This window comes from Paenalicyclobacillus cellulosilyticus, assembly GCF_014647315.1.
Lineage (GTDB): Bacteria > Bacillota > Bacilli > Alicyclobacillales > Alicyclobacillaceae > Alicyclobacillus_J > Alicyclobacillus_J cellulosilyticus.
The window spans coordinates 1-25,796 of record NZ_BMOY01000038.1; the positions used below are offsets into that span (position 1 = coordinate 1).

The following is a 25,796-nucleotide window of genomic DNA, read 5'->3' on the forward strand; positions in this document are numbered from 1 at the left end:
GGCCTGCGGCAGCACCCGCGGCCGGACCTGCCGCGGCGCCCGCATGCGGCCCGTCGGTTTCGGCCACGCCCGCCGCGGCCGGCGTTGCCGGGGCCGGACCGGCATCAGGATGGGGTGGTTCATGCGTCTCCAACGACACGCGTTATCCTCCTTTGCGGACGGAGAGCGTCAACCGCTTGCCGTTGACGTCCCACTCCTTCGTGAGATCTCCTGCCATCGGCTCGAGTTCGAGCCGCTCGATGAGCACCGTGGCGGCGATCTCGTCGTAATGGTCTTGCAGGATGCGCATGACCTCCGCGTCGCCCTGCGCAGAGAAGACGACGCGATCGGTGACGTTATAATTGACCTCCTTGCGCATCATCTGCATCTTCGAGATGATCTCGCGCACGTACCCTTCCTCGATGAGCTCAGGCGTCAGCTCGGTGCACAGGCCCGCGAAGCCGCGCGGCGTCACCTGGATGACGCCTGCGAACTTCGGATGGTAGCGCAGTTCCGCGTGCCCTTCGTCGGCGCGGATAGCACATCCTTCCAATTCCACCACACCGGTCTCCAAGAACGCTCGGATCTGCTCCGGCGTCGCCCGTTTGGCCGCCTCGTTCAGCACCGGCACCAACTTCCCGTACGCCTGGCCTACCGCCCGCAGGTTGAGGTACAGCTCCGGCTTGGCGATGGCATCGAGGTGGACGTACTCAATCCGCTTGACGTTCAACTCGTCCTGGATGACGTCTTCGAACTTGCGCAGGACGGCCTCCTGGTCTTTGGGCAGATAGAGCACCGACAAGGGCTGGCGGGTCTTGATCTTCGCTTCGTTGCGCAGGTAACGCCCCATCTCGACGGCGCGGATGACCAGGTCCATCTCGGCCAGCAACGTCTCGTCGATGAGCGACGGATCCGCCTGCGGGAAGTCGCACAGGTGGACCGAGATGGGCGCATGCGGGTCCGCGCTGCGGACGACGTTTTGGTAGATGTCCTCGGCGATGAACGGCACCAAGGGAGCCGCCAGCTTGGCCACGGTGGCCAAGGCTTCATACAGCGTCAGGAACGCGGCCACCTTGTCGTCGCCCATGCCGCTCGCCCAGTAGCGCTCGCGCCCGCGCCGCACGTACCACGTGGACAGGTCGGTCACGAAGTCTTGCAAAAGGCGGGCTGCGGTCGTCGCGTCGTACGCCTCCATGGCCGTGTCCACGCGCCGGATGAGGTCGTGCAAGCGCGCAAGGAGCCAGCGGTCCATGAGCGAGCGCTTCGCGGGCGGCAGCTGGTGCGCGCTGGGCGCAAAGCCGTCCAGGCTCGCGTACAAGGCGTAGAACGCGTGCACGTTCTGGAGCAGGTCGATGAACTTCGCCTTGCTCTCCGCCACCGCCTTGTGGTAAAAGCGCTGCGAGTTCCACGGCTGCGTGTTGGACAAGAAGTAGAAGCGCAGCGCGTCGGCGCCGTGCATTTCAATGGCTTCGAGCGGATCGATCACGTTGCCTTTCGACTTCGACATCTTCTTGCCCTGCTCGTCGAGCACGTGGCCGAGCACCAACACGTTCTTGTACGGCGCCTTGCCGGTCACGAGCGTGGAGATGGCGAGCAGGCTGTAGAACCAGCCGCGCGTCTGGTCGACCGCCTCGGAGATGAAGTCGGCGGGGAACAGGCGTGAAAACGCCTCCTGGTTTTCAAACGGGTAGTGCAGCTGCGCGAACGGCATGCTCCCGGAGTCGAACCAGACGTCGATGACCTCCGGCACCCGCCGCATCGTCCCGCCGCACGCGCACCGCCACGTGATGTCGTCGATGTACGGCTTGTGCAGTTCCTTGGGCAAGCGCCCGGCCTTGCTTTGCAACTCGGCTTTCGATCCGATGCAAGCCCGCTCTCCGCACTGGTCGCACACCCAGATGGGCAGCGGCGTCCCCCAGTAGCGGCTGCGCGAGAGGTTCCAGTCCACCATGTTCTCGAGGAAGTTGCCGAAGCGTCCGTCGCGGATGTGCTCCGGCATCCAGTTGACCGCCTTCGCGTTGGCAATCATCAGGTCCTTGACGGCGGTGGTGCGCACGAACCAGCTGTCGATGGCGTAGTAGATGAGCGGCGTGTCGCACCGCCAGCAGTGCGGATAGGCGTGCTCGTGCTTGTGTTTCTCGTAGACGAGCCCGCGCGCCGCCAGGTGTTTCACGATGTCGACGTTCGTCTCCTCGTCCTTGACGAACCGTCCGGCAAAGTCGGTCACTTCGGGTGTGAAGCGGCCGGAGAGGTCGACGAAGTTGACGTAGACCACGCCGTGCTCCTTGCAGACGCGGTAGTCCTCCTCGCCGAACGCGGGCGCCAAATGGACGATGCCGGTGCCCGACTCGGCCGTGACGTGGGAGGAGGTGACGACGATGTGCTTGCGGCCCTCCACTTGAACGTACGGAAAGAGCGGCTCGTAGGCGATGCCGAGGAGTTCGGCGCCCGTCTTCGTCTCCACCACCTCGTCCCCCGGCTGGAGGAACTGGGCTTTGCGGTCGTCCGCCACCCAGTACCGCTCGCCGCGATCGGCCGCGTGGATGAGCGCGTACCGCAGCTCCGGATGCACGGCGAGCGCCACGTTGCTCGGCAGCGTCCACGGCGTTGTCGTCCAGGCCAGGAAGAACGTGGGCACGTCCGCCGGAGGTGCGAGGACGCGGAATTTGGCCGTCACCGACAGGTCCTTGACGTCCTTGTACCCTTGCGCCACCTCGTGGCTGGAGAGGGTGGTCTCGCAGTGCGGGCAGTACGGGCTCACCCGGTGCCCCTGGTACAGGTAGCCCTGGTCGTAGATGGTCTTGAGCAAGTACCAGACCGACTCGATATAGTCGTCGGACAAGGTCATGTATGGGTGATCGAGGTCCACCCAGTAGCCGAGCTTGGCTGTCATCTCCCGCCAGACAGCCTCGTACTGAAAGACGCTCTCGCGGCACGCCTCAATGAAGCGCTCCACGCCGAATTTCTCAATCTGCTTCTTGCCGCTGATGCCAAACTTCTTTTCCACCTCAATCTCCACCGGCAGGCCGTGCGTGTCCCAGCCGGCCTTGCGTTCGACGTGGTAGCCTTTCATCGTCTTGTAGCGCGGATAGACGTCTTTCATCACGCGCGTGAGCACGTGGCCGGAGTGCGGGCGTCCGTTGGCGGTCGGCGGTCCTTCGTAGAAGACGAACTCCGGCCCGCCGCGGCGGATTTCTTCGCTTTTTTGAAAGACTTGATGCGCCTCCCAAAATTCCAGGATCCGCTGTTCGCGGTCACGCGCCCGTTCCTTGGCATCCACCCTGCGGATCATCGTGGCCTGGCTCCTTTCTTCGCTTGCGGCAAACGGACGACGAAAGACGGCCGCAACACAAAAGCGGACGTAAAAAAGAAACCCGTCCCGCGCAGGGACGAGTTGATGCACCCGCTGTACCACCCTACTTAGCGCCTGCCGGACACCGGTCGCCATCCGCCCGGCGGCACTCCATCTGCCGGACGCGCGGACTCCGCACGTCCGTCTCTCGAAAACGGGAGAGACCCGTCCCGGTCTACTGCCGCAGACTGCTGCGGGTTCGGCGGGAACTCCGAGGGGATGTTCGCGCCGGGGGGTGGTATGGGGTCTCAGCCGCGCCCCACTCTCTGTGGACCATCCCGCCGGCCTACTCGGCCTCGTCATCGCGTCGGCGTGATGCAGTTGTCGCCCGTATCCTCGTCGTCCGTATCGTTGTCGTCCGTTCTCCGGCGATGTATCCTGTAGTTTAGCAAACTCATGCAGGGAAGACAACCGGGCCCGCCCCGGGCGGATGCGGCCCGCACCATGTCTTGCGGAAGGAGATGCCCAGCGTTGCCGAAGCCGAACAAAACCAAGGTCCGCCGGCGCAGCCGAGGGCAGGTCTTCGTCAAGACGTTGCTCATCCTGTTGGCCACATTCGTCATGGCGGTGGCCGCGTTCGTCGTGTTGTTCACGGCGGTCATCGAGCTGACCCCGTTCGACGCGGCCAAATTGGAGCAGATCACCAACGCGCGCCCGACCGTCGTCTACGCGCGCGACGGTTCACCGTTTCTGACCATCACCGGGCCCAACGGCACCTACTTGCCCTATGAAAAGATCCCGAAGGTCCTGCAGGACGCCATCGTGGCGACGGAGGACCACAACTTCTGGGACAGTTCGAGCATCGACCTGCGCGGGTTGTTCCGCGCCGCGTTCGTCGATTTGTGGACGGGCCGCCTGGCGCAGGGCGGCAGCACCATCCAGGAGCAGTTGGCGAAAATCGTCTACCTGAACGACCAGAAGACGTTCAGCCGCAAGCTGAAGCAGATCATCCTCGGGGTGCAGATCAACCGCTACTTCACCAAGCAGGAGATCCTCGCCATGTACCTGAACCACGTGTTCCTCGGCGAGAACTGCATCGGGGTGGAGCAGGCGGCCATGCGCTACTTCGGGATCGATCTCGCCAAGAACCCGAACGCGCTCACGCTGACGCAGGCGGCGCTCTTGGCCGGCCTGCCGCAGGCGCCGAGCGCCTACGATCCCATCCTGCACCCGGCGGCGGCGCTCAAGCGGCGCAACGAAGTGCTGGAGAACATGGCCAAGTACGGATACATCACCGAGGCGCAGGCGAAGGCGGCCGAGAAGCAGGGCCTCGGCCTCTCGCCGCACGTGCTCGCCAACGCGTGGGACCAGCAGCCGTTGTTCACGCAGTTTTTGCTTGACTACGCGGAGCGCAACGGCATCTCGAGCGAATCCATCCTCCAGGGCGGCCTGAAGGTGTACACCACGGTCGACCCGGCCGTCCAGAACGCCATCAACCGGGTGTTCTGGGACGATGCGTACCCGAACGACTTCCCGCCGCCCATCCACGGCCATCAGGTGCAAGGCGCGGCGGTGTTCATCGATCCGAAGACAGGCGGCATCCTCGGCGCGGCGGGATCGACCCGCGACGGGTGGACGCCGGGCGGGTACGACCGGGTGTACGCGTACAGCTCGCCGGGATCGTCCATCAAGCCGATTTTGGAGTACGCGCCGGCGATTGAGAGCGGCAAGTTCACGCCGAACTCCATTCTGAACAACAAGTCGCACGACTTCGGCGGCGGCTACATCCCGCGCAACGAACCGGGGGAGCCCCCGACGGCGACGTTGCACGACGCCTTGGTCCACTCCTACAACGTGGCGTCGGTGTGGCTCCTGCAGCAGATTGGCATCCAGACAGGGGTGGATTTTGCGGAGCGGATGGGCTTGCAGTTCACGGCGGGCGACCGCCAGCACCTCGGCATCGCCATCGGCGGGATGGAGAAGGGTGTGTATCCCCTGCAGATGGCGCAGGCGTACAGCGCGTTCGCCAACGGCGGCGTGATGGAGCCGGCGCATCTCATCACCAAGATTGTCAACGACCAGGGACAGGTCATCTACCAGTTCCAAGGCACACCCAAGCGCGTGATGTCGGTGCACACGGCCGCCGTGATGACGTCCATCATGGAGGATGTGGTGCGCGAGGGGACGGGGGTGATGGCGCAGATCCCGGGTTGGCCTGTGGCCGGCAAGACGGGCACCGTCCAATTCGACTCGGCGCTCACCGGTCCGCACCCGGACTGGGTGCGCAACGTCTGGTTCGACGGCTACACGCCGAATCTGGTGGGATCGGTGTATCTGGGGTACGATCAGCGCGATGATGCGTACCATTTGAATTGGTATCCTTATCCGGGGAATTACGTCGCAAGCATCTGGCGCGACATCGCCCGCCAGGTGTTGGCCGGGCAAACGCCGCAACAGTACAGCTTCATGAGCGCGGCGACGGGGAGCGGCAGCGGCAGCGTTTCGCGAGCGCCGGTGGCCAATCTCGCCGCCAAGTGGGACGCCAACATCGGCGGCGTCGACTTGACGTGGCGCTCGCCGATGAACGGGCAGGTCAACTTCCAGGTGAGCCGCGCCACCATCGCCCTGCCGAATACGGGCACGGCACCGGGGGCCGCGCCGGGGGACACGTCGGCAGCAAGCGGCCTCGGGACGTCCGGTGAGGGCACCGTCGCAGGCGGAGGCATGGGGTTAGGCGATCTCGGCGCCTCCGCCGGCAACACGTCTTCCGCCGGCGGGACCGGCACGGGCAGCGGCGGACCCGCCGCCACATCCGGCGCGTTCGACGCCACGCCGCAGATCATTGGCGTCACGAGCCAGGAGATGTACCAGGACGTGGACGTGCTGCCTGGCGCCACATACCTGTATTCCGTCCAAGCCATCGATCCGAGTACCGGCGACACGGTGGGCGATCCGGCGACCATCCAGTTCCAGGTGCCCGGGATGCCGGCGCCGTCGACAAGCGCCGGCACGGGCGGCACAAATCCGAACGCCGGGACCGCGCCGGGTGCGGGCACGAATCCGAACGCCGGGACCGCGCCGGGTGCGGGCATGAACTCGAATGCCGGGACCACGCCGGGCGCGGGCACGAATCCGAACGCCGGAGCCTCACCCGGGACTGCGACACCAGGGATGGGGCCGGCCGGCACCGGGACTTCGCCGAGCGGCGCTTTTCCGGGCACGACGGCCGCGCCGAGCGGAACAGGACCGGGCACCGGTACGCAGCCCGGCAGCGGTGCGCAGCCCGTCGGCGGTACGCAGCCCGTCGGCGGTACGCAGCCCGGCAGCGGTGCGCAGCCTGGCGGCGGTACGCAGCCCGTCGGCGGTACGCAGCCCGGCGGCGGTACGCAGCCCGGCACCGGTACACAGCCCGTCGGCGGTGCGCAGCCTGGCGGCGGTGCGCAGCCTGGCGGCGGTACGCAGCCCGGCACCGGGACAGCGCCCAGCGCAAGCGCGTCGTCCAATGGCACAAGCCCCGGTTCCGGATGGGGTGGCTCCGCGCCGTGAGCATGCTCGGCATGCCGGACGTCATTGACCCTGGAATGCCCGGATGAGGCGCAGCGTCCGGGCCATCTGCGCCCGCTGCTGGTCGGTGGCCGCCATGTATTCCTGAACAAACGGGATGCACTCCGGATGCAGGCGCAGGAAGACAATGAAGCGGGCTTCCTCGAGGGTGATGGGGAAGCGTTCTCCTTGTGGCGGCTCAGCCAGAATCACCCCGGTCCGGTCCGCCGCGGGCGCAGGGCGCTCCACCGCCCCTTCCGGCCGCGTTGCTTCGGCGGGCTCCGCCGCCGCCGTTTCCCTCACCATGTCTGTTTCGCGGGTTGTGCCGCCTTCGCTCGTCACGGAGGGTGGAAGGACGTCGTCCTCTCCTCGCAACTCGGCTGTCGACACTTGGAGTGCGGCGGCGATGCGCGCCAGCACCGCTTCATCCGGGGTACGGCGGTTCGTCTCGTACATCGCGATGGCGCTGGCGCTCACGCCGGCCGCCTTGGCCAACTGCGCCTGGGAGAGGCCGCGCTGCTTGCGCCATGTGCTGATGCGGGCACCGATGGTCATGCGCATCCTCCTCGCCGTACCGGGTGGCCTGATCAGGGATCGCCTGCGCCGCAGACCGCCCGGTCATGCGTTGTCGATCCCGACCAGCCCGCCCGCTCGGTCCGCGCCCTGGCCGGTCGGCCGGTCCGCGTCCTCATCGGGCGTATTCACCATGTGGTATGCCGTGCGCTTGAGGCGTTCAAACATCGCGTCGTACAGCGGTCCTGTGATGCCCGTCTCCTGCATCGCGGCCGACATGCAGGCCAGCCACGCCTCGGCATGCTTGGGGGTGATGCGGAAGCGCAGGTGGCGGTAGCGCAGCATCGGATGGCCATACTGCTCCGTGTACAGGGGCGGGCCGCCGAAAAACTGGGTCAGGAACCGCGTTTGGCGTGCTTTCACCTCTGTGAAGTCATCCGGAAACAGCGGCCGGAGGACCGGGTCTTCCGCCACCCGGCGGTAGAACGCCTCCACCAGCCGCGCGATGGTCGGGGCGCCGCCCGCCGCTTCGTACAAGGTCTTCGCCGGTTCGGTCATCCGCATTCCCTTCCTTCAAAGGACGGGTCTTCGCCTTGCAGTATAGCGCATTCGCCGCCTGTGTGCGCGGATTTGGGCTATACTGTAAATCGACGCACACCATGGGGTCCACTTTTCGATCACGCTGGGAGGGGAGGGACGCGATGCAGCCGGGCGACGGTGTGAACAACCCGTACGACAAGGTGCACGAGCTCGCGCGCGCCATTCGTTCGTCCGAAGTGTTTCAAGAGCTCAAGCGGCTTAGGCAGCAGATTGAACAGGATCCCGCCGCGCTGCGCATGCTCCAAGACTTCCGCCGGCAGCAGCTGGCGTATGAAGCCGGACGGTTGGCGGGCCAGGCGGACGCACAGGAGGCGGATCGCCTCCGGAAGTTGGCGGAGGTCGTCATGCTCCACCAGGACGTGCGCCAGTACCTGGAAGCCGAATATCGATGGGGCGTCTTTTGGTCGGATGTGCAGCGCATCCTTGCCGAGACCATCGAAGAGGCGTTGCTGCCTCTGCCCACGGAAGAGGGGGAAGAGAAACGATGAAGATCACGTATCACGGGCACGCTTGTTTTTCGCTCGCGGACGCGGGCCACACGGTCGTCATCGACCCGTTTTTGTCCGGCAACCCGGTGGCCGACGTGACGCCGGACGCCATCCGGGCGGACGCGGTGCTGCTCACCCACGGCCATGGCGATCACGTCGGGGACGCGGAAACCATCGCCCGCCGCACCGGTGCGGTCATCATCGCCCCGTTCGAACTGGCAATGTATTTTGGGCGCAAAGGGTTGAACGTCCATCCGATGCACCTGGGCGGCGCACGCACATTCCCGTTCGGCACGGTGAAACTGACCATCGCATTTCATGGATCGGGTCTCGAGACGGAAGAAGGCATCGTGTACGCCGGGAATCCGTGCGGGTTCTTGGTGACGATGAACGGGGTGACGTTCTACCACGCGGGGGATACCGCGCTGTTCGGGGACATGAAGCTGATTGGCGAGCGGCACCGGATTGACGTGGCCGCGCTGCCCATCGGCGACAACTTCACCATGGGCCCGGAGGACGCCAAGGTGGCGGCGTCGTGGCTGCGCGCCCGCTACGTGGTGCCGATGCACTACAACACGTTTGACCTCATCCGCCAGGACCCGCAGGCGTTTGCGGAGGATCTGGGGAAACAAGGGCAAGCGGTCAAGGTGATGCAACCGGGCGAGACCTGGGAGGTCCCGGTGGCGTAACGGGCCCGTAAGCGCGCGGCATGGCCGCTGCGTGCGCTGTATCGGGACAAGCGGGCGGGGCGGCAGCGCGGGCCGCTGCGGCGGCCCGGCATGCAGCCCTTTTCGCAGCCTGTCAGTGCGCCCGGTCTGCCAACTTCACCATGATCTTGGCCAGCGTGCGTTGCTCGTCCTCGTCGCTGATGTCCCACATCTCTTTGAGCAGGCGCTCCTGCGGGTTTTTCGGGTCGACCTTGTTGGCGAGGAAATCCCCCATCTTCTTGGCCACCAACGCAATCTGGTCGTCCGAGACGCCCATCGCCTGCGCCTTATCCACCTGCTCGCCGAGGAACGACTTCCATCGTTCGAAGTTTTCAAGCACGTCCATGAGGTGTCTGCCCTCCTCCGGTGAACATGGGGTGAACGCATTCATCAGGGTCCCATGTTCCCGCATCTTGTATGCATGTGCCGGATGCATATCCACGGCCTTGGCTTCATATCGTGTGGTGTCGTGGACAAAGGAGGTTGGGTACGTGGGACGGTGGAAGGTGCGGATGGCGCGCTCCCGGGTGCGGTCGTTCGTGTATGCGTGCGCGCTCTTGTCGTTGCTGGCGTACGGGGTACCGCGCCTGCCCGCGTTGCGGCCGGGATGGGCGGGGACGTTTTCGATGCTGTGGATCCTGTTTGCCGGGTTGGCGTTCGCGGCCAATGTGTACTTCGCGGTGGGCGCAGATCGGGAACGCAGCCGCATGTTGGCAGAAAAGGAAATCGCACCTGCTCCGCACGCGGGAGAGGTGCGGCTGCGCCGGCGGGCGCACTGATTCCCGCCGGCCCGGCACTTGCCGCTGCGCGGCCGAGGCGTCACGAGACAGGCCGGGCTTGTTGATGTGTGTCTCAGGCCTTCTTCGCCGTTGTCCAGACGATGGCCGCCGCGCTGATCAGGCACAACAAAATGGTGACGACCGGATCAATGGCTCCTCCCAAAAACTCCACACACGCCACTCCTGAACGGTCAAGTCTGCCGACCTGCCGGAATCTCTTTCTTCTACTACATACGGCATTGTATCACAGATCCCTGCCTTGCGGATGAGAGATTTTCAACTTTTTTGGCGAAACTTGCCCACATCTCTCGCCGCGCGCGTCCCAGTTGCATCCTGCCCGCCCGGCGTGGTCCAATGGGAACAGGTATATGTCCGGTGCGGACAAGCGGCCGCATTGTCCGGCGCGACAAGTGGAAATTGGCGCCTCTGTTCGTCATACTGATACCATCAACCTGTGCAAAGACCGCGCGGCAGCGCAGAGGTCGCGGCAGCGCACGGATGTTGAGGTGAACCATGGCAGGACGGTCTGCGCAAGAGGAACGTGCGCCGCGGTCCAGTTCGCCGAGTGTGTTGCGGGTGGTGTGGAACTGGCTCTGGCCCATCGCGGTGGGCGCGGGCTTGGCCAAGCTGTTCGTCCATTACGTGTTCAGTTTTGCCGAGGTGCCCACCAGCTCGATGTATCCGACCATACCGAACCCGTGTTTCATTCTGGTGGACCACGTCGCGACCGAGTTGATGCCACCTTACCGCGGCGAAGTGGTGTTGTTCCGCTGGCCGGACGACCCCAAGACCATCTTCGTCAAGCGGATCATCGGTCTGCCCGGCGACACCGTCTGGATTGGCGGCGGGCGGGTTTACATCAATGGCCGACCGTTGGCCGAACCGTACCTGTCGGTGCCGACGTTGGGCACGTTTGGTCCGTACAAGGTGCCTCCGGACAGCTATTTTATGATGGGCGACAACCGCAACCGTTCCGACGACAGCAGGCTGTGGACCCACAAGTTCGTGCCGAGATCGAGCATCATCGGGCGGGCCGACTTGGTCATCTGGCCGCTGTGGAAGGCGAAGGTCATCGAGCAGTGAAGGCGCCGAAGAGGAGGGGAGGGCGTGAAGGAGAAGCGGTTGATGAAAATCCGGGAGATTGTCAGCCAGCGGGAAATCGAGACCCAAGAGGAGCTGGTGCGTGCCCTCGAAGAGGCCGGTTTCCCTGTCACCCAGGCCACCATCTCCCGTGACATCAAGGAACTGCAGCTCATCAAGGTGGTCGGCAGCAACGGCCGTTACAAATACGCCGTACCGGTGCACACCACCACCGTCTCCCTGGACGCGGTGCGCCGCAAACTGGCGGAGGTGTTCCTTTCCATCGCGCGCGCCAACAACCTGCTTGTGCTCAAGGTGATGCCCGGCAACGCCCATGCGGTCGGCGCGATGATTGACAACGTGAACATCGACGGCCTGCTAGGGACCATCGCCGGGGACGACACCCTGTTGCTCATCTGCACGGACGACGAGGCGGCGCAGCGCGTCGCATCGCTCATCGCGCCGTCATGAACCACGTGCGCAGGGATATGCCGAGACACGCTCAGAAACGAGGCGAAGCGACATGCACAAACTGTACGACTCCATCCTCGATCTCGTCGGCAACACGCCGATTGTCCGCTTGAACAAGGTGCCGGATCCGAACGGCGCGGCGGTCTACATGAAGCTGGAAGGCTTCAACCCGGCCGGCAGCGTCAAGGACCGCCCGGCGCTCAACATGATTTTGGACGCGGAGCGGCGCGGCCTCATCACGCCCGGCAAGTCGGTCATCATTGAACCGACGTCAGGCAACACCGGCATCGGCCTCGCCATGGTCTGCGCCGCCCGCGGCTACCGCTGCATCATCACGATGCCCGACAATGCCACCGAAGAACGGGTGAAGCTCCTGCGGGCGTACGGGGCGGAGGTGCACCTGACCCCGGCGTCGCTGCGCATGCAAGGGGCCATCGACGAGGCGAACCGTTTGGCGCAGGAGATCCCGGACAGCTTCATCCCCATGCAGTTCGAAAATCCTGCCAACCCGGACGCCCACCGGCACACCACCGCGGTGGAAATCTATGAGGCGTTTGCGGGGCGACTGGACGCGTTCGTCCTCACGGCGGGCACCGGCGGCACGGTGACCGGCGCCGGGGAAGAGCTGAAGAAGAAAATCCCGAACCTGAAGATCTACGTCGTGGAGCCGGCGGGATCGCCCGTGTTGTCGGGCGGCAAGCCGGGACCGCACAAGATCCCGGGAACCGGCCCGGGGTTCGTCCCCAAGATCCTCAATCGCCAGGTGTTCGACAAGATCTTTCTCATCCAAGACCAGGACGCGCAGATGATGGCGCGCCGCCTGGCCCGCGAAGAGGGCATCCTCGTCGGCGCTTCCGCCGCGGCGTCCGCCTTCTGGGCCATCCGGGTGGCGAAGGAGCTGCCGAAGGAGGCGCGGGTGCTGTGCCTCGCGCCCGACACGGGCGAGCGGTACTTGTCGTCCGACCTGTTCGGCTGACAGGAGGCGCGGCGCCGCGCCCAGGCGCACGGCAGCACGGCGGGTCGAAAGGAGAGACGGGACATGCTGCGGGTCAACGGACACGTGGTACGGGCGCTCACCGTGGCGGGGTCGGACAGCGGCGGCGGTGCGGGCATCCAGGCGGACCTCAAGACGTTCGCCGCGTTCGGCGTCTACGGAGCCTCGGTCATCACCGGCCTGACCGCCCAGAACACCCTGGGGGTGCAGGGGGTGCGCTATGTCGATCCGGCGTTCGTCCGGGAACAGATGCGTTCCGTCCTGACCGACATCGGTGCGGACGCGGCGAAGACCGGGATGCTCGGCAGCGCGGCCATCATCGAGGCGGTGGCGGAAGGGTTTGCGGAATACCCGGTGCGCGCGCTCATCGTCGATCCGGTCATGGTCGCGAAGGGCGGCGAGCCGCTCCTCGACGCGGACGCGGTGAGTGTGCTCAAACAGCGCCTGTTGCCGCTGGCGAGCGTCGTCACCCCCAACCTGCCGGAGGCGGAGGCGCTGGTGGGCGGGCGGATTGTGTCGTGGGACGACTGCCACCAAGCGGCGCGGGAACTGTTCCGGTTTACCGGCGGCGGGTTGGTCGTCATCAAGGGCGGCCACGTGCAGAAAGACTGGGCGGGTCAAAGCCCGTACGGCGGATCCCTCGTGCCGCACGCGGTGGACGTGGTGTTCGACGGCGATGCGTTCACGTATTTCGCGGCGATGCGCATCCCGAGCCACCGCACCCACGGCACCGGTTGCACGTTTTCCGCCGCCATCACCGCGGCGCGGGCGGCCGGGGCGTCGTGGATCGACGCCATTGCGTCGGCGAAGGCGTTCATCAGCGAGGCCATCCGGCGCGCGCAGGATTGGGACGTGGGCGGGGGGCACGGACCGACGGACCATTCCGCCCCGGCTCAGGTGGTGCACGGCTTGTCGGCAGGCCGCTGCTACGCGTACGTCGGCGGCACTTGGGAAGAGGTCGCCGGTCGAAGGGGGAATCCGGTATGACGGACATCGGGGAGTGGCTGCTCAAGGTCCGCGGTGAGCGCCCGCTCGTCCATAACATCACGAACTTGGTGGTCACCAACGTAGCGGCCAACGCCCTGTTGGCCATCGGCGCCTCGCCGGTGATGGCGTACGCCGAAGAAGAGGTTGCGGACATGGCGCGCTTGGCGCAGGCGCTCGCCCTCAACATGGGGACGCTCGACCAGCGGGTGGTCGCAGCCATGCGCCGCGCCGGCAGGGCGGCCAACGACGCGGGCGTGCCGGTCGTCTTCGATCCGGTGGGCGTCGGCGCGACCCCGTACCGGACGGAGACGGCGCGGACGTTGTGTGACGAGCTCCGGTTGGCTGTGTTGCGCGGCAACGCGGGCGAGATCGGCGTGCTGCTCGGGGCGGGCGGCGCCGTGAAGGGTGTCGATGCGGCCGGCGCGGCGGCCGGTCTGCCGCAGGCGATGCGCGCGTACGCCGCGGAGCGCGGGTGTGTCGTCGTCGCCACGGGTGAGACGGATTATGTGACCGACGGGAAGACGGTGTGGGCGCTGCGCAACGGCCACCCCCTGCTCGCGGCCGTCACCGGATCGGGTTGCCAGCTCACCGCCATCCTCGGTGCGTTCGTCGGCGTGGCGGGCCGCGGCGCGGACGTGGCGGTGCAGGCGGCGGCGGTCATCGCTGGCATCACCTGCTTCAATGTGGCGGCGGAGATGGCGGCTGCGCGCGCGGACGGGCCGGGGACGTTCCAGGCGCGGCTGTTCGACGCCCTTTACCACCTGACCCCGGAGGACGCCGTCGCGCGGGCACGCGTCGAGGTGCTGGACGAGGGGCGGATGGCATGATGCGGCCGGCGGATTGGCGTGACAAGCTGCGCCTGTACGTGGTGACGGATGAGCGGCCGGACGCGGACAGCTTGCTGTCTGCCGTCGCGGCGGCGCTCGCGGGCGGCGCCACCGCGGTTCAACTCCGGCGCAAACAGGATCTCGGGCGGCGGTTCGTGGAACTGGGCCGTGCGGTGCGCAAGCTCACACGCGAACACGGGGCGCTGTTCTTGGTCAACGACAGGGTCGATGTCGCCTTCCTGGTCGAGGCGGACGGGGTCCATGTGGGGCAGGACGACATCGCGTGCCGCGACGCGAGGCGCATCCTCGGACCGGACGCCATCATCGGGGTGTCGGCGGAGACCCTGGCGGAGGCGCGCCAGGCGGAGCGGGATGGCGCGGACTATCTCGGCGTCGGCGCCGTGTTTCCGACGGGTTCGAAGCCGGACGCCGGCCTGACCGGGATGGGCGGCCTGCGCGAGATTATGCGCAGCGTCAACGTCCCGGTCGTGGCCATCGGCGGCATCACGGCGGACAACGCGGCCGAGGTGTTGGCGTGCGGCGTGAGCGGGATTGCGGTGGTGTCGGCGGTGATGAGCGCGGCGGACCCCCGCGCGGCGGCCGCACGCCTGCGAACCTTGGTGGACGAGGCGCGCGCCGCGCGGGCTTAGTTTTGCACTGCGCGTCGCCTGCCGGTTCGCGTGTGCTGCCGGACCATCCGTTTTCCCGCCCAGGGCCGGCCCGCTTGTCCGCGGGCGGCCCTGCGCGTCAAGCCGCCGTGCGGCGGTGGCGCCGTGTCAACCAGCGCAGCGTCTCCAGGCCGTACACCATGAGCGCGGCGCCGATGAACAGCCACAGGTGCCACACGGCGTGCAGAACCGGAACGCGATCCATCAGGTCGGCCCCGGCGGGCGACATGCCCACGAGCACACAGATGACGCCAAGGTACGCGGCCCACGTCGCTTGCCGTGCCGTCCGCTTCATGACGTGACCCTCGCTTCTTCGGCCGGCCAGGTCACCGGCCGGTGCATCCACCATGCCGTCTGCAGGCCGAACAGCCCGCCTGCGCACAGGTACAGGCAGTGGACCAAGAAGTGTGCCGTGGCGCTCGTCTCCGACCACGCATCGACCGACGGCCAGGCGGCGGCGATGAGCAGCAGCACGGCGACGGCGAGCGTCGACGGAATCTGTTTCATCTCTGCAACCTCCTAAAGCATGGTTTGCATTCTATCACTCCTTATTGTTGTCCGTGCAAGCTGGTTTTAATCCCCATTCTAAAAAGAGAGGGTGCGGATGACGGTTTTTTGTCCTTGTTTGCCAACCATTGTCCACACCCGCTTCCTCATCGTATCATACCGGCAGGAACCCGCGGTTCTGCGGGCTGCCGTCGTTCTGCCGGAGGTTGTTCTGCAGGATACCGTTCTGTCCGAACGGACGTGATACGTCATGACGTGAGACCATGCATGCCCGGCGGCGTGGACGGCCGGGTGCGGATATCCGCTGCGGGAGGGTGCGCCCCATGGCCACCAAGCACGAACAGATCCTGCGCTACATCGAATCCGTGCCGGTCGGCACGCACATCTCGGTGCGCGGCATCGCGCGCAAGCTGGCGGTGAGCGAAGGGACCGCGTACCGCGCCATCAAAGAGGCGGAACTGCGCGGGCTGGTGAGCGCCATGGACCGCATCGGCACCGTCCGCATCGAGCGCAAGCGCAAGGCGAACATCGAGCGCCTGACGTTCGCCGAGGTGGTCAACATCGTCGAGGGGACGGTGCTCGGCGGCCGCGACGGGCTGCACAAGACCCTGCAGAAGTTCATCATCGGCGCCATGCAGCTCGACGCCATTGTCCGCTACATCGAGCCCGGGAGCCTGATGATTGTCGGCAACCGGGAGCAGGTGCAGCGGTTGTCCCTGGAGCACGGGGCGGCGGTGCTCATCACCGGCGGGTTCGAGGCTTCGCCGGAGGTGCAGCGGCTGGCGGACGAACGGGCGCTGCCGCTCATCTCCTGCGCCTACGATACGTTCACCACCGCCTCGCTCATCAACCGCGCCATCTACGACCGGCTGATCAAAAAGGACATCCTGTTCGTGGAGGACATCGTGACGCGGGCACCGCTCGCGGTGCTCACCCGCGACAAGACGGTGCGCGACTACTTCCTCCTCGTCGAGGAGACCGGGCACAGCCGCATCCCCGTCGTCGATGCGCACGGCCGCCCGGTGGGCATCGTCACCGCCCGCGATGTGGCGGACGCCAAGCCGGACGATCCCATCGAGCAACACATGTCGCGCCACGTCGTCACCGCATCGCTGAAGACGACCGTCGCCTCCGCCGCCCACCGCATGGTGTGGGAAGGCGTGGAGTTGTTGCCGGTGGTCGAGAACCGGAAGCTCATCGGCGTCATCAGCCGCCAGGACGTCATGCGCGCGCTGCAGATGATGAGCCGCCAGCCGCAGGTGGCGGAGACCTTGCGGGATCAGGTGCTGCAAGGGTTCAGCGAGGTGCGCAACGAGGACAGGTCGTTCTCGCTCATCGGCGAGGTGACGCCGCAGATGACGAACAACCTCGGCACGTTGGCCATCGGCCCTTTGACGACGCTGATGGAAGCGTGTGCCATCTTATGCCTGCAGCGGTCGCGCAGCATCGAAATGGTGGTGGAGAATTTCACCCTCTATTTTCTGAAACCTGTGTCGGTCGACTCGAAGATTGAGGTGCGGGCGCGCACCCTCAATTCCGGGCGCCGGTTCGCCAAAGTCGAGGTCGAGGTGTTCGACGGCTCGGACCAAGCCGCCAAGGCGCTCGTGACCGTGCAGACCTGGGAGAGGTGACCAACGTGTCCGGCTTTGTCCACCTGCATGTGCACACCGAGTATTCGTTGCGCGAGGGGGCGCTCCGCATCCGCGATCTCGTCCGCCGTGCGGCGGAGTACGGCATGCCGGCGGTGGCTGTGACCGACACCCTGGCGCTGTACGGCGCGGTGTCGTTTTATGTGGAAGCGAAGGCGGCGGGCATCCGCCCCATCGTCGGTGTGCAGATGCAGGTGGCGAAGGCGCCGCTTGCCGAGGATCCAGGGCCAGGCCGCAGGAACATGGCGCCGGCGCTCGACACGGCGGTGCTCCTGGCGGAAGACTTCACGGGTTACCAACAGTTGGTTCGCCTCGTCACCAAGGCGAGATCGCGCGAGCGGCTGCCCTGCGTCACCCTCGATGAGTTGGCCGATCACGCCGCCCACGTGGTGGCGCTCATCGGCGGCGGCGAGTCCCGCGTGCTGCGGGCGTTCTCGGCGGGGGACGAAGCGGAGGCCGAAACATGGCTCGACCTGTGGATGGAACGTTGGCCCAAAGGGGCGCTCTACGTCGACATCCAGGACCACGGGTTGCCCGAGGAGCGCCGCGGGCTCCCCGGCTTGGTGAAAAGCGCGAGGCGGCGCGGCCTGCCGATGGTGGCCACCAACGACGTGCACTACCTGGAACCGGCGGACGCCGAATTGCAGCGGGTGTTGGCGCAGATTGAAGGTGCGGAAGGGGCGCGCGGGCTGCAGGGAGAGCGGTACCACTTTGCGAGCGCCGAGGAGATGGCGCGCCGGTTCGTGCACTTGCCGGAGGCGCTTGCGAACACCGCCCTGGTGGCGGAGCGTTGCCGATTGGAGTTGCCTTTGGGCCAGGTCTTGTTGCCGAGATACCCTACGCCGGACGGCGAGCAGGCGGCCGCCGTGCTGCGCCGCGCGGCCGAAGCGGGGGCAAGGCAGCGGTACGGGGATCTGCCCCCGGCGGTGCGGGAACGGCTCGACTACGAGCTCTCGGTCATCGAGCGGATGGGGTTTGCCGACTACTTCCTCGTCGTGGCCGACTTCATCCGCTACGCCCACAAGCAGGGCATCGCCACAGGGCCGGGCCGGGGATCGGCGGCGGGGAGCTTGGTCGCGTACGCCTTGCGCATCACCGACGTGGATCCCATCCGCCACCACCTGTTGTTCGAGCGGTTTCTCAACCCGGAGCGGGTGAGCTGGCCGGACATCGACACCGACTTCGAGTATGAGCGGCGCATGGAGGTCATCCAGTACGTCGTGGCTCGGTACGGAGCCGATAAGGTCGCGCAGATTGGCACGTTCGGGACCCTGGCCGCCCGCGCCGCGGTGCGTGATGCCGGACGGGTGCTCGGCGCGGACAAGGGGCTGGTGGACCAGTTGGCCAAGCTCATCCCGGGTCAGCCGGGCATGACGCTGGCAAAGGCGATGGCGGAGGTGCCGGCCGTCTCCCAGTTTCTCGACCGGCACCCGCCGTTGCGGGCATTGTGGGACACGGCGGTTCGCCTGGAGGGCTTCCCGCGCCACACCTCCGTGCACGCGGCCGGTGTGGTCATCTCTCCTGTCCCGCTCACGGACCTCGTCCCGGTGGAACCGGGTGCCGACGGCATCCCGGTCACCCAGTACGCGATGGAGGACATCGAGCGGCTGGGCCTCGTCAAGATGGACTTCCTCGGCCTGAGGACGCTCACCCTCATCGACCACTGTGCGGCGAGCGTCGCGCGGCGCACCGGGCGGGCCATCGACTGGCGCAAGGTGCCGGAGGACGATCCGAAGACGTACGCGATGCTGGCGCGCGGCGAGGCGGACGGCTGCTTCCAGCTCGAATCGCCGGGGATGCGGCGCGTCCTGCGCGAGGTGCAGCCGGCGAATCTGGAGGACATCGCCGCGGTCATCTCCCTGTACCGGCCGGGGCCGATGGAACACATCCCGGAGTTTGTGGCCGCCAAGCACGGGCGCGCCCCCATCCGCTATCCGCACCCGGACCTGGAGCCGATTCTGCGCGACACGTACGGCGTGATCGTCTACCAGGAGCAGATCATGCAGATTGCCGCCCGGATGGCCGGGTTCAGCCTCGGCGAGGCGGATCTGCTCCGCCGCGCGGTCAGCAAGAAGAAGCGGGAGGTGCTCGACCAAGAGCGATCCCGCTTTGTCGCCGGCTGTCTGGCGCGCGGGTACGACGAGGCGGTGGCGAATGAGGTGTACGACCTCATCGTCCGTTTCGCCGACTACGGGTTCAACCGCTCGCACGCGGCGGCCTATGCGGTTCTGGCGTACCGGACGGCGTACCTGCGCGCCAACCACCTGCCGGATTTCTTGGCCGGGTTGTTGTCCATGTCCATCGCGTCGCCGGACAAGTTGCGCGCCTACGAGCGGGACGCCCGCCAGCACGGCATCCGCATCCTGCCGCCCGACGTGCAGCACAGCGAGGCGCTCTACGTGGTTGAGGCGGACGACGCCATCCGCACCGGGCTGTTGGCGGTGCGCAACGTCGGCCGCGCGGCGGTGGACGCCATCCTCGCCGCCCGCCGGGAGGCCCCGTTCCGCTCGCTCGTCGATTTTGTGGAGCGGGTCAACCCGCGCATGTGCAACCGCAAGGCGGTCGAGAGCCTGCTTGCCGCGGGCGCGCTCGCGGGCCTGTTGCCGGGCGGCATGTCGCGGCAGGCCGCCCTGCATGCGCTCGATGAAGCGTACGCCGCGGCGGAAGGGGCGCGCCTCGCCGCGGGGCTCTTGCTCGACGACGCAGCGCCTGCACCCGCGCCCGCGCCATCCCCGCCGCAGGTCCTCTATATCCGCTATGCGGCGGGAGAAGGCGCGCGGCAAGCCCTGTGGCGCGTCCGCCAGGTGTTGGGCATGTATCCAGGCGAAACCCGCGTCGCGCTCTACGATGGAAGCAAGCGCCGCCTGCGCGTGCTCGAGCCCCGCTGGTCGGTCTCGCCGCAACCGGAACTGATCAGCGCGCTGGAGGAGATTGTCGGCTTGGGGAACGCGCGCCTGGGGCCGTGGCCGCGCAGTCCGCGCGGCGTCTGAGCGCGGGCCGGCACATGGGCGGGGACAGCCATCCATGCAACGAGGGAGAGGAGGATGCCGGCGTGCATCATCAGGTCATCGAACAGTTGCGCGCGCGCGGGGTCGAGATCGACGACATCGCGGCCATCGTCTACGAACTGCAGCGTCCGTACCATCCGGACATCACCATGGACCAGTGCCGGGACAACGTGCGCCACGTGCTGGCGAAGCGCGAGGTGCAGCACGCCATCTTTACGGGCATCGCGCTCGATGCGCTGGCGGAGCAAGGGCTTTTGCCGCAACCGCTGCAGGCCATCATGGAGAGCGACGAGCCGCTGTACGGCTGCGACGAAGTGCTGGCGCTCTCCATCACGAATGTCTACGGCTCCATCGGGCTGACCAACTTCGGCTACCTGGATAAAATCAAGCTCGGTGTGGTGGGCAAGCTCAACCATGCCCCGGACCGCATCCACGTGTTCTTGGACGATCTCGTCGCCGGCGTGGCGGCTGCGGCGGCGGCCCGGTTGGCGCACCAGCACCGCACCCAGTCGTACGACGACGAACTGCCGCCGTTTTGACCCTGTTTTCATCAACCTCTATAATTCTGTAGGAGGACAGAGGAGAGAGCGCCGTGTGGACCGTCATCTACATCGCACCATCCGCCAAAGTGGCTGAACACGTGCGGGATCGCCTCTTGGCTGAAGGCTTTTTTCCGAAAGTACGCCAGACGCACGTGGCCAAGGACCAATACGAGATCCTCGTGCCGGAGAGCGAACTGGACGAGGTGCAGGAAGTGTTGAAAGACATCCTCCGTTCATCTCCGGAATGAGCGCTTCGCGCGAGGTGAGGAAGTGCTAAAGGACTTGTTTTCGAAAAAACGCCACTACGCGACGTTGACGGTGCCAGGCACCGCGCAGGCTCCTCCCCGTGCGAAGGAACCAGTCGTCAAGGACAACATCCCGGAGGGTCTCATGAGCAAGTGCGGGTCGTGCAACGAGATCCTCATCGCGCGGGAGTTGCAGAAGAACCTGAACACCTGCCCTCATTGCGGACATCACTTTCCTGTGGACGCGCGGACGCGCATCGAGTGGACGCTCGACGACGGCCGCTTTTTTGAATACGACGCGGGGCTCTCGTCGGCGGACCCGCTCCAATTCCCCGATTACCCGGAGAAACTGCGCAAGGCGCAGGAGCAAACCGGGCTCGCCGAAGCGGTCGTCACCGGCGAAGGCACGCTCGCCGGACACCCCGTGGTCCTCGGCGTGATGGACGCGCGGTTCATCGCGGCGAGCATGGGTTCCGCCGTCGGGGAGAAGATCGCGCGGGCCATCGAGCGGGCCACGGAGAAGCGCTACCCCATGATCCTGTTCACCGCCTCCGGCGGTGCCCGCATGCAAGAAGGCATTTTGTCGTTGATGCAGATGGCGAAGACCAGCCTCGCCCTGCGCCGGATGCACGAGGCGGGGGTGCTGTTCGTCACGGTCATCACCCACCCCACCACCGGCGGGGTGAGCGCCAGCTTTGCGAGCCTGGGCGACATCATCCTGGCCGAGCCGGGGGCGATGTTCGGCTTCGCCGGGCGGCGGGTGATTGAGCAGACCATCCGGCAGAAGCTGCCCGACGACTTCCAGACCGCGGAGTTCATGCTCAAGCACGGGATGATTGACCGGGTGGTGCACCGCAAGGAGTTGCGGGACGTGCTCGCCGCCATCCTCCGCATCCACGCCGGGGGGTGGACGCATGCCCGGTGAGCTCGAGTTCGAACGCCCCCTGGCGGACCTGCGGCGCAAGATCGACGAACTGCGCCAGTTCATGCAGGAGAGCGGGATCGACCTGTCGGACGAGGTCGCGAAGCTCGAGCGGCGGCTGGAGGAGCTGTCCGACGAGATCTACGGCAACCTCACCGCATGGCAGCGGGTGCAGATGGCGCGCCAACCCGGCCGGCCGACGACGCTCGATTACATTCAGGGGATGTGCAGCGAGTTCCTGGAGCTGCACGGCGACCGCAGCTTCCGGGACGATCCAGCGGTGGTCGGCGGCATCGGCCTCCTCGACGGCCGCCCGGTCACCATCATCGGCACGCAGAAGGGGCGCGACACGAAGGAGAACATCCAGCGCAACTTCGGCATGGCGCACCCGGAAGGATACCGCAAGGCGCTGCGCCTGATGCGGCAAGCCGAAAAGTTCGGCCGCCCGGTCATCTTCTTCATCGACACGGCGGGGGCGTACCCGGGCAGTTCGGCGGAGGAGCGCGGGCAGAGCGTGGCCATCGCGGAGAACCTGCGCGAGATGGCCGGCCTGCGCGTGCCGACGGTCTGCGTCGTCACCGGCGAGGGCGGCAGCGGCGGCGCCTTGGCGCTCGGCATCACCGACCGCATCTACGTGCTCGAGTACGCGTGGTATTCCGTGATCTCGCCTGAATCGGCGGCCGCCATCCTTTGGCGGGACAGCAGCCTGGCGCCGCAGGCGGCGGAGCGGATGCGGGTGACCGCGCAGGACCTGCTGGACCTCGGCGTCGCGGACGAGGTGCTGCCGGAACCGAAGGGCGGGGCACAAAAGGACCCCGCCCGGATGATCGCCGTCGTCAAGGAGAAGGTGGTGACGGCGCTCGCCGAACTCACCCGGATGGATGTTGCCGATCTCTTGCGGGCGCGGTACGATAAGTACCGGCGAATCGGCGTGTTTTTGGAAACCTAGGCCAGAGGCGATGGCAGCGGGCTGTGTCCCCGCCGGCCGCCGGGTCCCGGGACGGGCCCGGCGCAGGCCGGGCCGTGCGCCGGGCTCTGCGCATCGGGGCGGGCGCTGCCTTTCTTCATGCCACCGGACGACTTGTGCGGGTTGACCACGAGGATGGAGGGACGTTGTGTGCGGAAGATCGCCGTTTTGACCAGTGGCGGGGACGCCCCGGGCATGAATGCGGCCATCCGGGCGGTGGTGCGCACGGCCATTTACCACGGGATGGAGGTCGTGGGCATCCTGCGCGGGTACAGCGGATTGATGCAGGAAGAGATGATGCCGATGACGCTGGGTTCGGTCGCCGACATCATCCAGCGCGGCGGCACCATCCTCTACACGGCGCGCTGCGAAGCGTTCAAGCAGCCGGAAGGGCAGGCGCGCGGGCTGGAGGTGCTGCGCAAGCACGGGATTGAGGGCCTGGTGGTCATCGGCGGCGACGGATCGTTCCGGGGGGCGCAGGCGCTGCACAAGCTGGGCATGCCCACCATCGGCATTCCGGGGACCATCGACAACGACATCCCGTGCTGCGACGTGACCATCGGCTTTGACACGGCGGTGAACACCGCCATCGAGGCCATCGACAAAATCCGGGATACGGCCACGTCGCACGACCGGACGTACGTCGTCGAGGTGATGGGCCGGCACGCGGGCGACATCGCGATGTACGTCGGCCTGGCGGGCGGTGCAGAATCGGTCCTCATCCCGGAGGCGCCGTACGATCTGGATGAAGTCATCCGCAAGCTGGAACGGGGTGTCGCGCGCGGGAAGAAGCACTCCATCATCATCGTGGCGGAGGGCGCGGCGAGCGGCATCGAGATCGGCAAGTACCTGGCGGAGCACACGGGATTCGAGGTGCGCGTGACGGTGCTCGGCCACATTCAGCGCGGGGGTGCGCCGACGGCGCGCGACCGGGTGCTCGCGAGCCAGCTTGGCGCGGCGGCGGTGGAGCTGTTGCGCGACAACGTGAGCGGCAAGATGGTCGGTACCCGCAACGGGGTGGTGCAGGCGGTCGACTTCGACACGGTGTTCACCACGCCGCGGCAGCCGGACATGCGCTTGTACGACTTGGCCAACATCCTGTCGATTTGAGGTGCAGCATGAGACGGACCAAAATTGTTTGTACCATCGGGCCGGCCAGCGAGTCCCCGGACATGTTGCTGAAACTGATTGAGGCGGGCATGGACGTGGCCCGGTTGAACTTTTCCCACGGGACGTACGAAGAGCACGCCACGCGCATCCGGCGCATCCGCGAGGCGGCGGCGAAGGCGGGCAAGCACGTCGGCATCATGCTCGACATCGCGGGTCCCAAGATCCGCACCGGCAAGATCCAGGGCGGTCAAGTGGAGCTGGCGGCGGGCGACCGGATCGTCCTGACGAGCGAGCCGTTGGAGTACGGGACCCGGGAGCGGATCTCGGTGTCCTACGCAGGGTTGGTCGAGGACGTGTACCCTGGCGCGCCCATCCTCATCGACGACGGGCTCATCGGTCTGCGCGTCGAGCGGGTCGAGGGACGCGACATCCACTGCGTGGTCACCAACGGCGGGGTGCTCAAGGACCGCAAGGGCATCAACGCGCCGGGTGTCACGCTGCGGATTCCGGGCGTGACGGAGAAAGACGTGGCGGACATCCGCTTCGGCATTGAGCAGGGGGTGGATATGTTCGCCGCGTCGTTCGTGCGCAAGGCGGCGGACGTGCTCGAAGTCCGCAAGATCCTGGAGGAGCAGGACTACCAGGCGCCCATCATCGCCAAGATTGAAACGCAGGAAGGCCTGCAGCGGCTCGAAGAGATCATCGAGGTGGCCGACGGGTTGATGGTCGCGCGCGGCGATCTCGGCGTCGAGATCCCGACGGAAGAGGTGCCGTTGGCGCAGAAGCGGATGATCGCCCTCTGCAACCGCGCGGGCAAGCCGGTCATCACGGCGACCCAGATGCTCGATTCGATGCAGCGCAACCCGCGGCCGACGCGCGCGGAGGCGAGCGATGTCGCCAACGCCATCTTCGACGGGACGGACGCCATCATGCTCAGCGGCGAGACGGCGGCGGGCAAGTACCCGCTCGAAGCGGTGCAGACGATGGCGACCATTGCCGAGCGGGCGGAGACAGCGCTGTTCGCGCGCGAGGTGATGGACCGGCGGGTGCGCCCGGTCGACCGCACGGTCACGGACGTCATTGGCCATGCCGCCCAGACGATGGCGGAGGAACTGGGCGTGGAGGCCATCATCTCCGCGACCGCGTCCGGGCATACGGCGCGGATGATCGCGAAACACCGGCCGAACACCGTGATCGTCGCGACGACGCCGAGAGAAGAGGTGGCCCGGCGGCTGTCGGTGGTGTGGGGCGTCTATCCGGTGGTGGTGGCGGACGTGCGCACCACCGACGAGGTGCTGGAGACGGCGGTCGGCGGGGCGCTTGACGCCGGGTTGGTGAAGCCGGGGGACATGGTCATCGTGATCGCGGGGGTGCCAGTGGGCCAGCACGGGACGACGAACCTCATCAAGGTGCACACCATCGGCGATGTGCTCGTGAAAGGCACCGGGATTGGCCAAGGGAGCGCGACCGGCCGCGCCGTCGTCGGCAAGCGGGCGAGCGAGATTGCGCCGCGCGTGGAGCCGGGCGACATCCTGGTCACGGTCGCGACCGACGAGGAGACCGTGCCGGCCATGCAGCGCGCGGCGGCGGTGATTGTCGAAGAGGGCGGTCTCACGTCGCACGCGGCGGTGGTCGGGTTGTCGCTCGGCAAGCCGGTCATCGTCGGCGCCGAGCGGGCGACCGACCGGATAGAGGACGGCATGGAGATCACGGTCGATCCGCAGCACGGGTTGGTGTACCGCGGCCGGGCGCAGGTGCTGTGATTTGCCATATGCGGCGGCCGCTTCGGTGCGCTGCGGCCGCCTTGGCGCGCGCCGGGCGGCTGTGGTGTGCCGTCGGGTGATGGATGCCCGTGTCAACTCACGAAAAAATCTAACCCAAGGGGAAGTGGATCACTCATATGAAAATCAAACTATTT

24 protein-coding genes are annotated in these 25,796 nt (G+C 66.6%); 18 read left to right on the forward strand and 6 right to left on the reverse strand.

All coding sequences use genetic code 11. The features are described 5' to 3' along the window. Positions 1 to 142 precede the first annotated feature (142 nt). A complete protein-coding gene (gene ileS, locus IEX97_RS10735) occupies positions 143 to 3,271 on the reverse strand; it encodes an isoleucine--tRNA ligase (protein WP_188882986.1) in 3,129 nt (1,042 codons plus the stop codon). 531 nt (positions 3,272 to 3,802) lie between these two features. On the opposite strand from ileS, the gene IEX97_RS10740 reads away from it, so the two are divergent. Continuing rightward, a complete protein-coding gene (locus tag IEX97_RS10740) occupies positions 3,803 to 6,817 on the forward strand; it encodes a transglycosylase domain-containing protein (RefSeq protein ID WP_188882967.1) in 3,015 nt (1,004 codons plus the stop codon). Positions 6,818 to 6,838: 21 nt separating this feature from the next. Here IEX97_RS10740 and IEX97_RS10745 read toward each other — a convergent pair whose 3' ends face one another. After that, positions 6,839 to 7,369 carry a helix-turn-helix domain-containing protein gene (locus IEX97_RS10745; protein ID WP_188882968.1) on the reverse strand — a complete coding sequence of 177 codons (531 nt, stop codon included), beginning with the start codon at positions 7,367 to 7,369 and terminating at the stop codon, positions 6,839 to 6,841. Between the two features lie 63 nt (positions 7,370 to 7,432). Next, positions 7,433 to 7,885: a globin domain-containing protein gene (locus IEX97_RS10750; protein ID WP_188882969.1), complete on the reverse strand. Its 453-nt coding sequence runs from the start codon at positions 7,883 to 7,885 to the stop codon at positions 7,433 to 7,435. A 143-nt stretch (positions 7,886 to 8,028) separates the two neighbouring features. Between IEX97_RS10750 and IEX97_RS10755 the strand changes: the two genes are divergently transcribed. After that, positions 8,029 to 8,415, forward strand: coding sequence for a YlbF/YmcA family competence regulator (locus IEX97_RS10755; protein WP_188882970.1), 387 nt, complete (start codon positions 8,029 to 8,031; stop codon positions 8,413 to 8,415). After that, positions 8,412 to 9,104: a metal-dependent hydrolase gene (locus tag IEX97_RS10760; protein WP_188882971.1), complete on the forward strand. Its 693-nt coding sequence runs from the start codon at positions 8,412 to 8,414 to the stop codon at positions 9,102 to 9,104. The genes IEX97_RS10755 and IEX97_RS10760 overlap by 4 nt, the downstream gene beginning before the upstream one ends. 112 nt (positions 9,105 to 9,216) lie before the next feature. Here the strand turns inward: IEX97_RS10760 and IEX97_RS10765 are convergent, their stop codons facing one another. Next, entirely contained in the window at positions 9,217 to 9,468 is a 252-nt protein-coding gene (locus IEX97_RS10765; RefSeq protein WP_188882972.1) for a DUF3243 domain-containing protein, read from the reverse strand. A 145-nt stretch (positions 9,469 to 9,613) separates the two neighbouring features. Here IEX97_RS10765 and IEX97_RS10770 point away from each other — a divergent pair, with 145 nt between their 5' ends. The 7 genes from IEX97_RS10770 to thiE all read left to right on the forward strand — a co-directional run bounded on the left by IEX97_RS10770 (position 9,614) and on the right by thiE (position 14,910). Further along, on the forward strand, positions 9,614 to 9,901 hold the full coding sequence (locus IEX97_RS10770) for a hypothetical protein (RefSeq protein ID WP_229776816.1): 288 nt from the start codon (positions 9,614 to 9,616) through the stop codon (positions 9,899 to 9,901). 513 nt (positions 9,902 to 10,414) lie between these two features. After that, on the forward strand, positions 10,415 to 10,984 hold the full coding sequence (gene lepB, locus IEX97_RS10775) for a signal peptidase I (RefSeq protein WP_188882973.1): 570 nt from the start codon (positions 10,415 to 10,417) through the stop codon (positions 10,982 to 10,984). Between the two features lie 24 nt (positions 10,985 to 11,008). Then, on the forward strand, positions 11,009 to 11,452 hold the full coding sequence (argR, locus tag IEX97_RS10780; protein WP_268238337.1) for an arginine repressor: 444 nt from the start codon (positions 11,009 to 11,011) through the stop codon (positions 11,450 to 11,452). Between the two features lie 52 nt (positions 11,453 to 11,504). Continuing rightward, on the forward strand, positions 11,505 to 12,428 hold the full coding sequence (gene cysK / locus IEX97_RS10785; protein WP_188882974.1) for a cysteine synthase A: 924 nt from the start codon (positions 11,505 to 11,507) through the stop codon (positions 12,426 to 12,428). Between the two features lie 63 nt (positions 12,429 to 12,491). Further along, on the forward strand, positions 12,492 to 13,433 hold the full coding sequence (gene thiD, locus IEX97_RS10790) for a bifunctional hydroxymethylpyrimidine kinase/phosphomethylpyrimidine kinase (protein WP_188882975.1): 942 nt from the start codon (positions 12,492 to 12,494) through the stop codon (positions 13,431 to 13,433). Then, a complete protein-coding gene (gene thiM, locus IEX97_RS10795; RefSeq protein ID WP_188882976.1) occupies positions 13,430 to 14,260 on the forward strand; it encodes a hydroxyethylthiazole kinase in 831 nt (276 codons plus the stop codon). Before thiD ends, thiM begins: the two co-directional genes overlap by 4 nt. Beyond that, positions 14,257 to 14,910, forward strand: a complete 654-nt coding sequence (thiE, locus tag IEX97_RS10800; RefSeq protein ID WP_229776817.1) for a thiamine phosphate synthase — start codon at positions 14,257 to 14,259, stop codon at positions 14,908 to 14,910. Before thiM ends, thiE begins: the two co-directional genes overlap by 4 nt. Before the next feature lie 97 nt (positions 14,911 to 15,007). Here the strand turns inward: thiE and IEX97_RS10805 are convergent, their stop codons facing one another. Next, the gene (locus tag IEX97_RS10805; protein WP_188882977.1) at positions 15,008 to 15,223 is read right to left on the reverse strand and encodes a hypothetical protein; all 216 of its coding nucleotides are present in this window, start codon (positions 15,221 to 15,223) and stop codon (positions 15,008 to 15,010) included. Beyond that, the gene (locus IEX97_RS10810; RefSeq protein WP_188882978.1) at positions 15,220 to 15,435 is read right to left on the reverse strand and encodes a hypothetical protein; all 216 of its coding nucleotides are present in this window, start codon (positions 15,433 to 15,435) and stop codon (positions 15,220 to 15,222) included. The genes IEX97_RS10805 and IEX97_RS10810 overlap by 4 nt, the downstream gene beginning before the upstream one ends. A 323-nt stretch (positions 15,436 to 15,758) precedes the next feature. Between IEX97_RS10810 and IEX97_RS10815 the strand changes: the two genes are divergently transcribed. The 8 genes from IEX97_RS10815 to pyk all read left to right on the forward strand — a co-directional run bounded on the left by IEX97_RS10815 (position 15,759) and on the right by pyk (position 25,641). Then, on the forward strand, positions 15,759 to 17,066 hold the full coding sequence (locus tag IEX97_RS10815; protein ID WP_188882979.1) for a DRTGG domain-containing protein: 1,308 nt from the start codon (positions 15,759 to 15,761) through the stop codon (positions 17,064 to 17,066). After that, positions 17,063 to 20,074, forward strand: a complete 3,012-nt coding sequence (gene dnaE / locus IEX97_RS10820; RefSeq protein ID WP_229776818.1) for a DNA polymerase III subunit alpha — start codon at positions 17,063 to 17,065, stop codon at positions 20,072 to 20,074. The genes IEX97_RS10815 and dnaE overlap by 4 nt, the downstream gene beginning before the upstream one ends. Positions 20,075 to 20,136: 62 nt before the next feature. Then, a complete protein-coding gene (locus IEX97_RS10825) occupies positions 20,137 to 20,631 on the forward strand; it encodes a phosphatidylglycerophosphatase A family protein (RefSeq protein WP_188882980.1) in 495 nt (164 codons plus the stop codon). Between the two features lie 53 nt (positions 20,632 to 20,684). Then, positions 20,685 to 20,882 carry a glutamate decarboxylase gene (locus tag IEX97_RS10830; RefSeq protein ID WP_188882981.1) on the forward strand — a complete coding sequence of 66 codons (198 nt, stop codon included), beginning with the start codon at positions 20,685 to 20,687 and terminating at the stop codon, positions 20,880 to 20,882. Between the two features lie 22 nt (positions 20,883 to 20,904). Further along, positions 20,905 to 21,804, forward strand: a complete 900-nt coding sequence (accD, locus tag IEX97_RS10835; protein ID WP_188882982.1) for an acetyl-CoA carboxylase, carboxyltransferase subunit beta — start codon at positions 20,905 to 20,907, stop codon at positions 21,802 to 21,804. Beyond that, positions 21,794 to 22,750: an acetyl-CoA carboxylase carboxyltransferase subunit alpha gene (locus tag IEX97_RS10840; RefSeq protein ID WP_188882983.1), complete on the forward strand. Its 957-nt coding sequence runs from the start codon at positions 21,794 to 21,796 to the stop codon at positions 22,748 to 22,750. Before accD ends, IEX97_RS10840 begins: the two co-directional genes overlap by 11 nt. Before the next feature lie 168 nt (positions 22,751 to 22,918). After that, positions 22,919 to 23,878 carry a 6-phosphofructokinase gene (pfkA, locus tag IEX97_RS10845; RefSeq protein ID WP_188882984.1) on the forward strand — a complete coding sequence of 320 codons (960 nt, stop codon included), beginning with the start codon at positions 22,919 to 22,921 and terminating at the stop codon, positions 23,876 to 23,878. An 8-nt stretch (positions 23,879 to 23,886) separates the two neighbouring features. Beyond that, positions 23,887 to 25,641 carry a pyruvate kinase gene (pyk, locus tag IEX97_RS10850; RefSeq protein WP_188882985.1) on the forward strand — a complete coding sequence of 585 codons (1,755 nt, stop codon included), beginning with the start codon at positions 23,887 to 23,889 and terminating at the stop codon, positions 25,639 to 25,641. Positions 25,642 to 25,796: the final 155 nt, after the last annotated feature.

What these genes read in the sequence shown, in the direction of transcription:
- thiD (WP_188882975.1), top strand. Translation starts at nt 12,492, where the DNA reads ATGCTGCGGGTCAACGGACACGTGGTACGGGCGCTCACCGTGGCGGGG.
- IEX97_RS10840 (WP_188882983.1), top strand. Translation starts at nt 21,794, where the DNA reads ATGCCCGGTGAGCTCGAGTTCGAACGCCCCCTGGCGGACCTGCGGCGC.
- pyk (WP_188882985.1), top strand. Translation starts at nt 23,887, where the DNA reads ATGAGACGGACCAAAATTGTTTGTACCATCGGGCCGGCCAGCGAGTCC.
- IEX97_RS10765 (WP_188882972.1), bottom strand. Translation starts at nt 9,468, where the DNA reads ATGGACGTGCTTGAAAACTTCGAACGATGGAAGTCGTTCCTCGGCGAG.
- IEX97_RS10750 (WP_188882969.1), bottom strand. Translation starts at nt 7,885, where the DNA reads ATGACCGAACCGGCGAAGACCTTGTACGAAGCGGCGGGCGGCGCCCCG.
- ileS (WP_188882986.1), bottom strand. Translation starts at nt 3,271, where the DNA reads ATGATCCGCAGGGTGGATGCCAAGGAACGGGCGCGTGACCGCGAACAG.
- IEX97_RS10815 (WP_188882979.1), top strand. Translation starts at nt 15,759, where the DNA reads ATGGCCACCAAGCACGAACAGATCCTGCGCTACATCGAATCCGTGCCG.
- thiM (WP_188882976.1), top strand. Translation starts at nt 13,430, where the DNA reads ATGACGGACATCGGGGAGTGGCTGCTCAAGGTCCGCGGTGAGCGCCCG.
- IEX97_RS10805 (WP_188882977.1), bottom strand. Translation starts at nt 15,223, where the DNA reads ATGAAGCGGACGGCACGGCAAGCGACGTGGGCCGCGTACCTTGGCGTC.
- IEX97_RS10745 (WP_188882968.1), bottom strand. Translation starts at nt 7,369, where the DNA reads ATGACCATCGGTGCCCGCATCAGCACATGGCGCAAGCAGCGCGGCCTC.
- IEX97_RS10760 (WP_188882971.1), top strand. Translation starts at nt 8,412, where the DNA reads ATGAAGATCACGTATCACGGGCACGCTTGTTTTTCGCTCGCGGACGCG.
- lepB (WP_188882973.1), top strand. Translation starts at nt 10,415, where the DNA reads ATGGCAGGACGGTCTGCGCAAGAGGAACGTGCGCCGCGGTCCAGTTCG.
- thiE (WP_229776817.1), top strand. Translation starts at nt 14,257, where the DNA reads ATGATGCGGCCGGCGGATTGGCGTGACAAGCTGCGCCTGTACGTGGTG.
- IEX97_RS10810 (WP_188882978.1), bottom strand. Translation starts at nt 15,435, where the DNA reads ATGAAACAGATTCCGTCGACGCTCGCCGTCGCCGTGCTGCTGCTCATC.
- cysK (WP_188882974.1), top strand. Translation starts at nt 11,505, where the DNA reads ATGCACAAACTGTACGACTCCATCCTCGATCTCGTCGGCAACACGCCG.
- IEX97_RS10755 (WP_188882970.1), top strand. Translation starts at nt 8,029, where the DNA reads ATGCAGCCGGGCGACGGTGTGAACAACCCGTACGACAAGGTGCACGAG.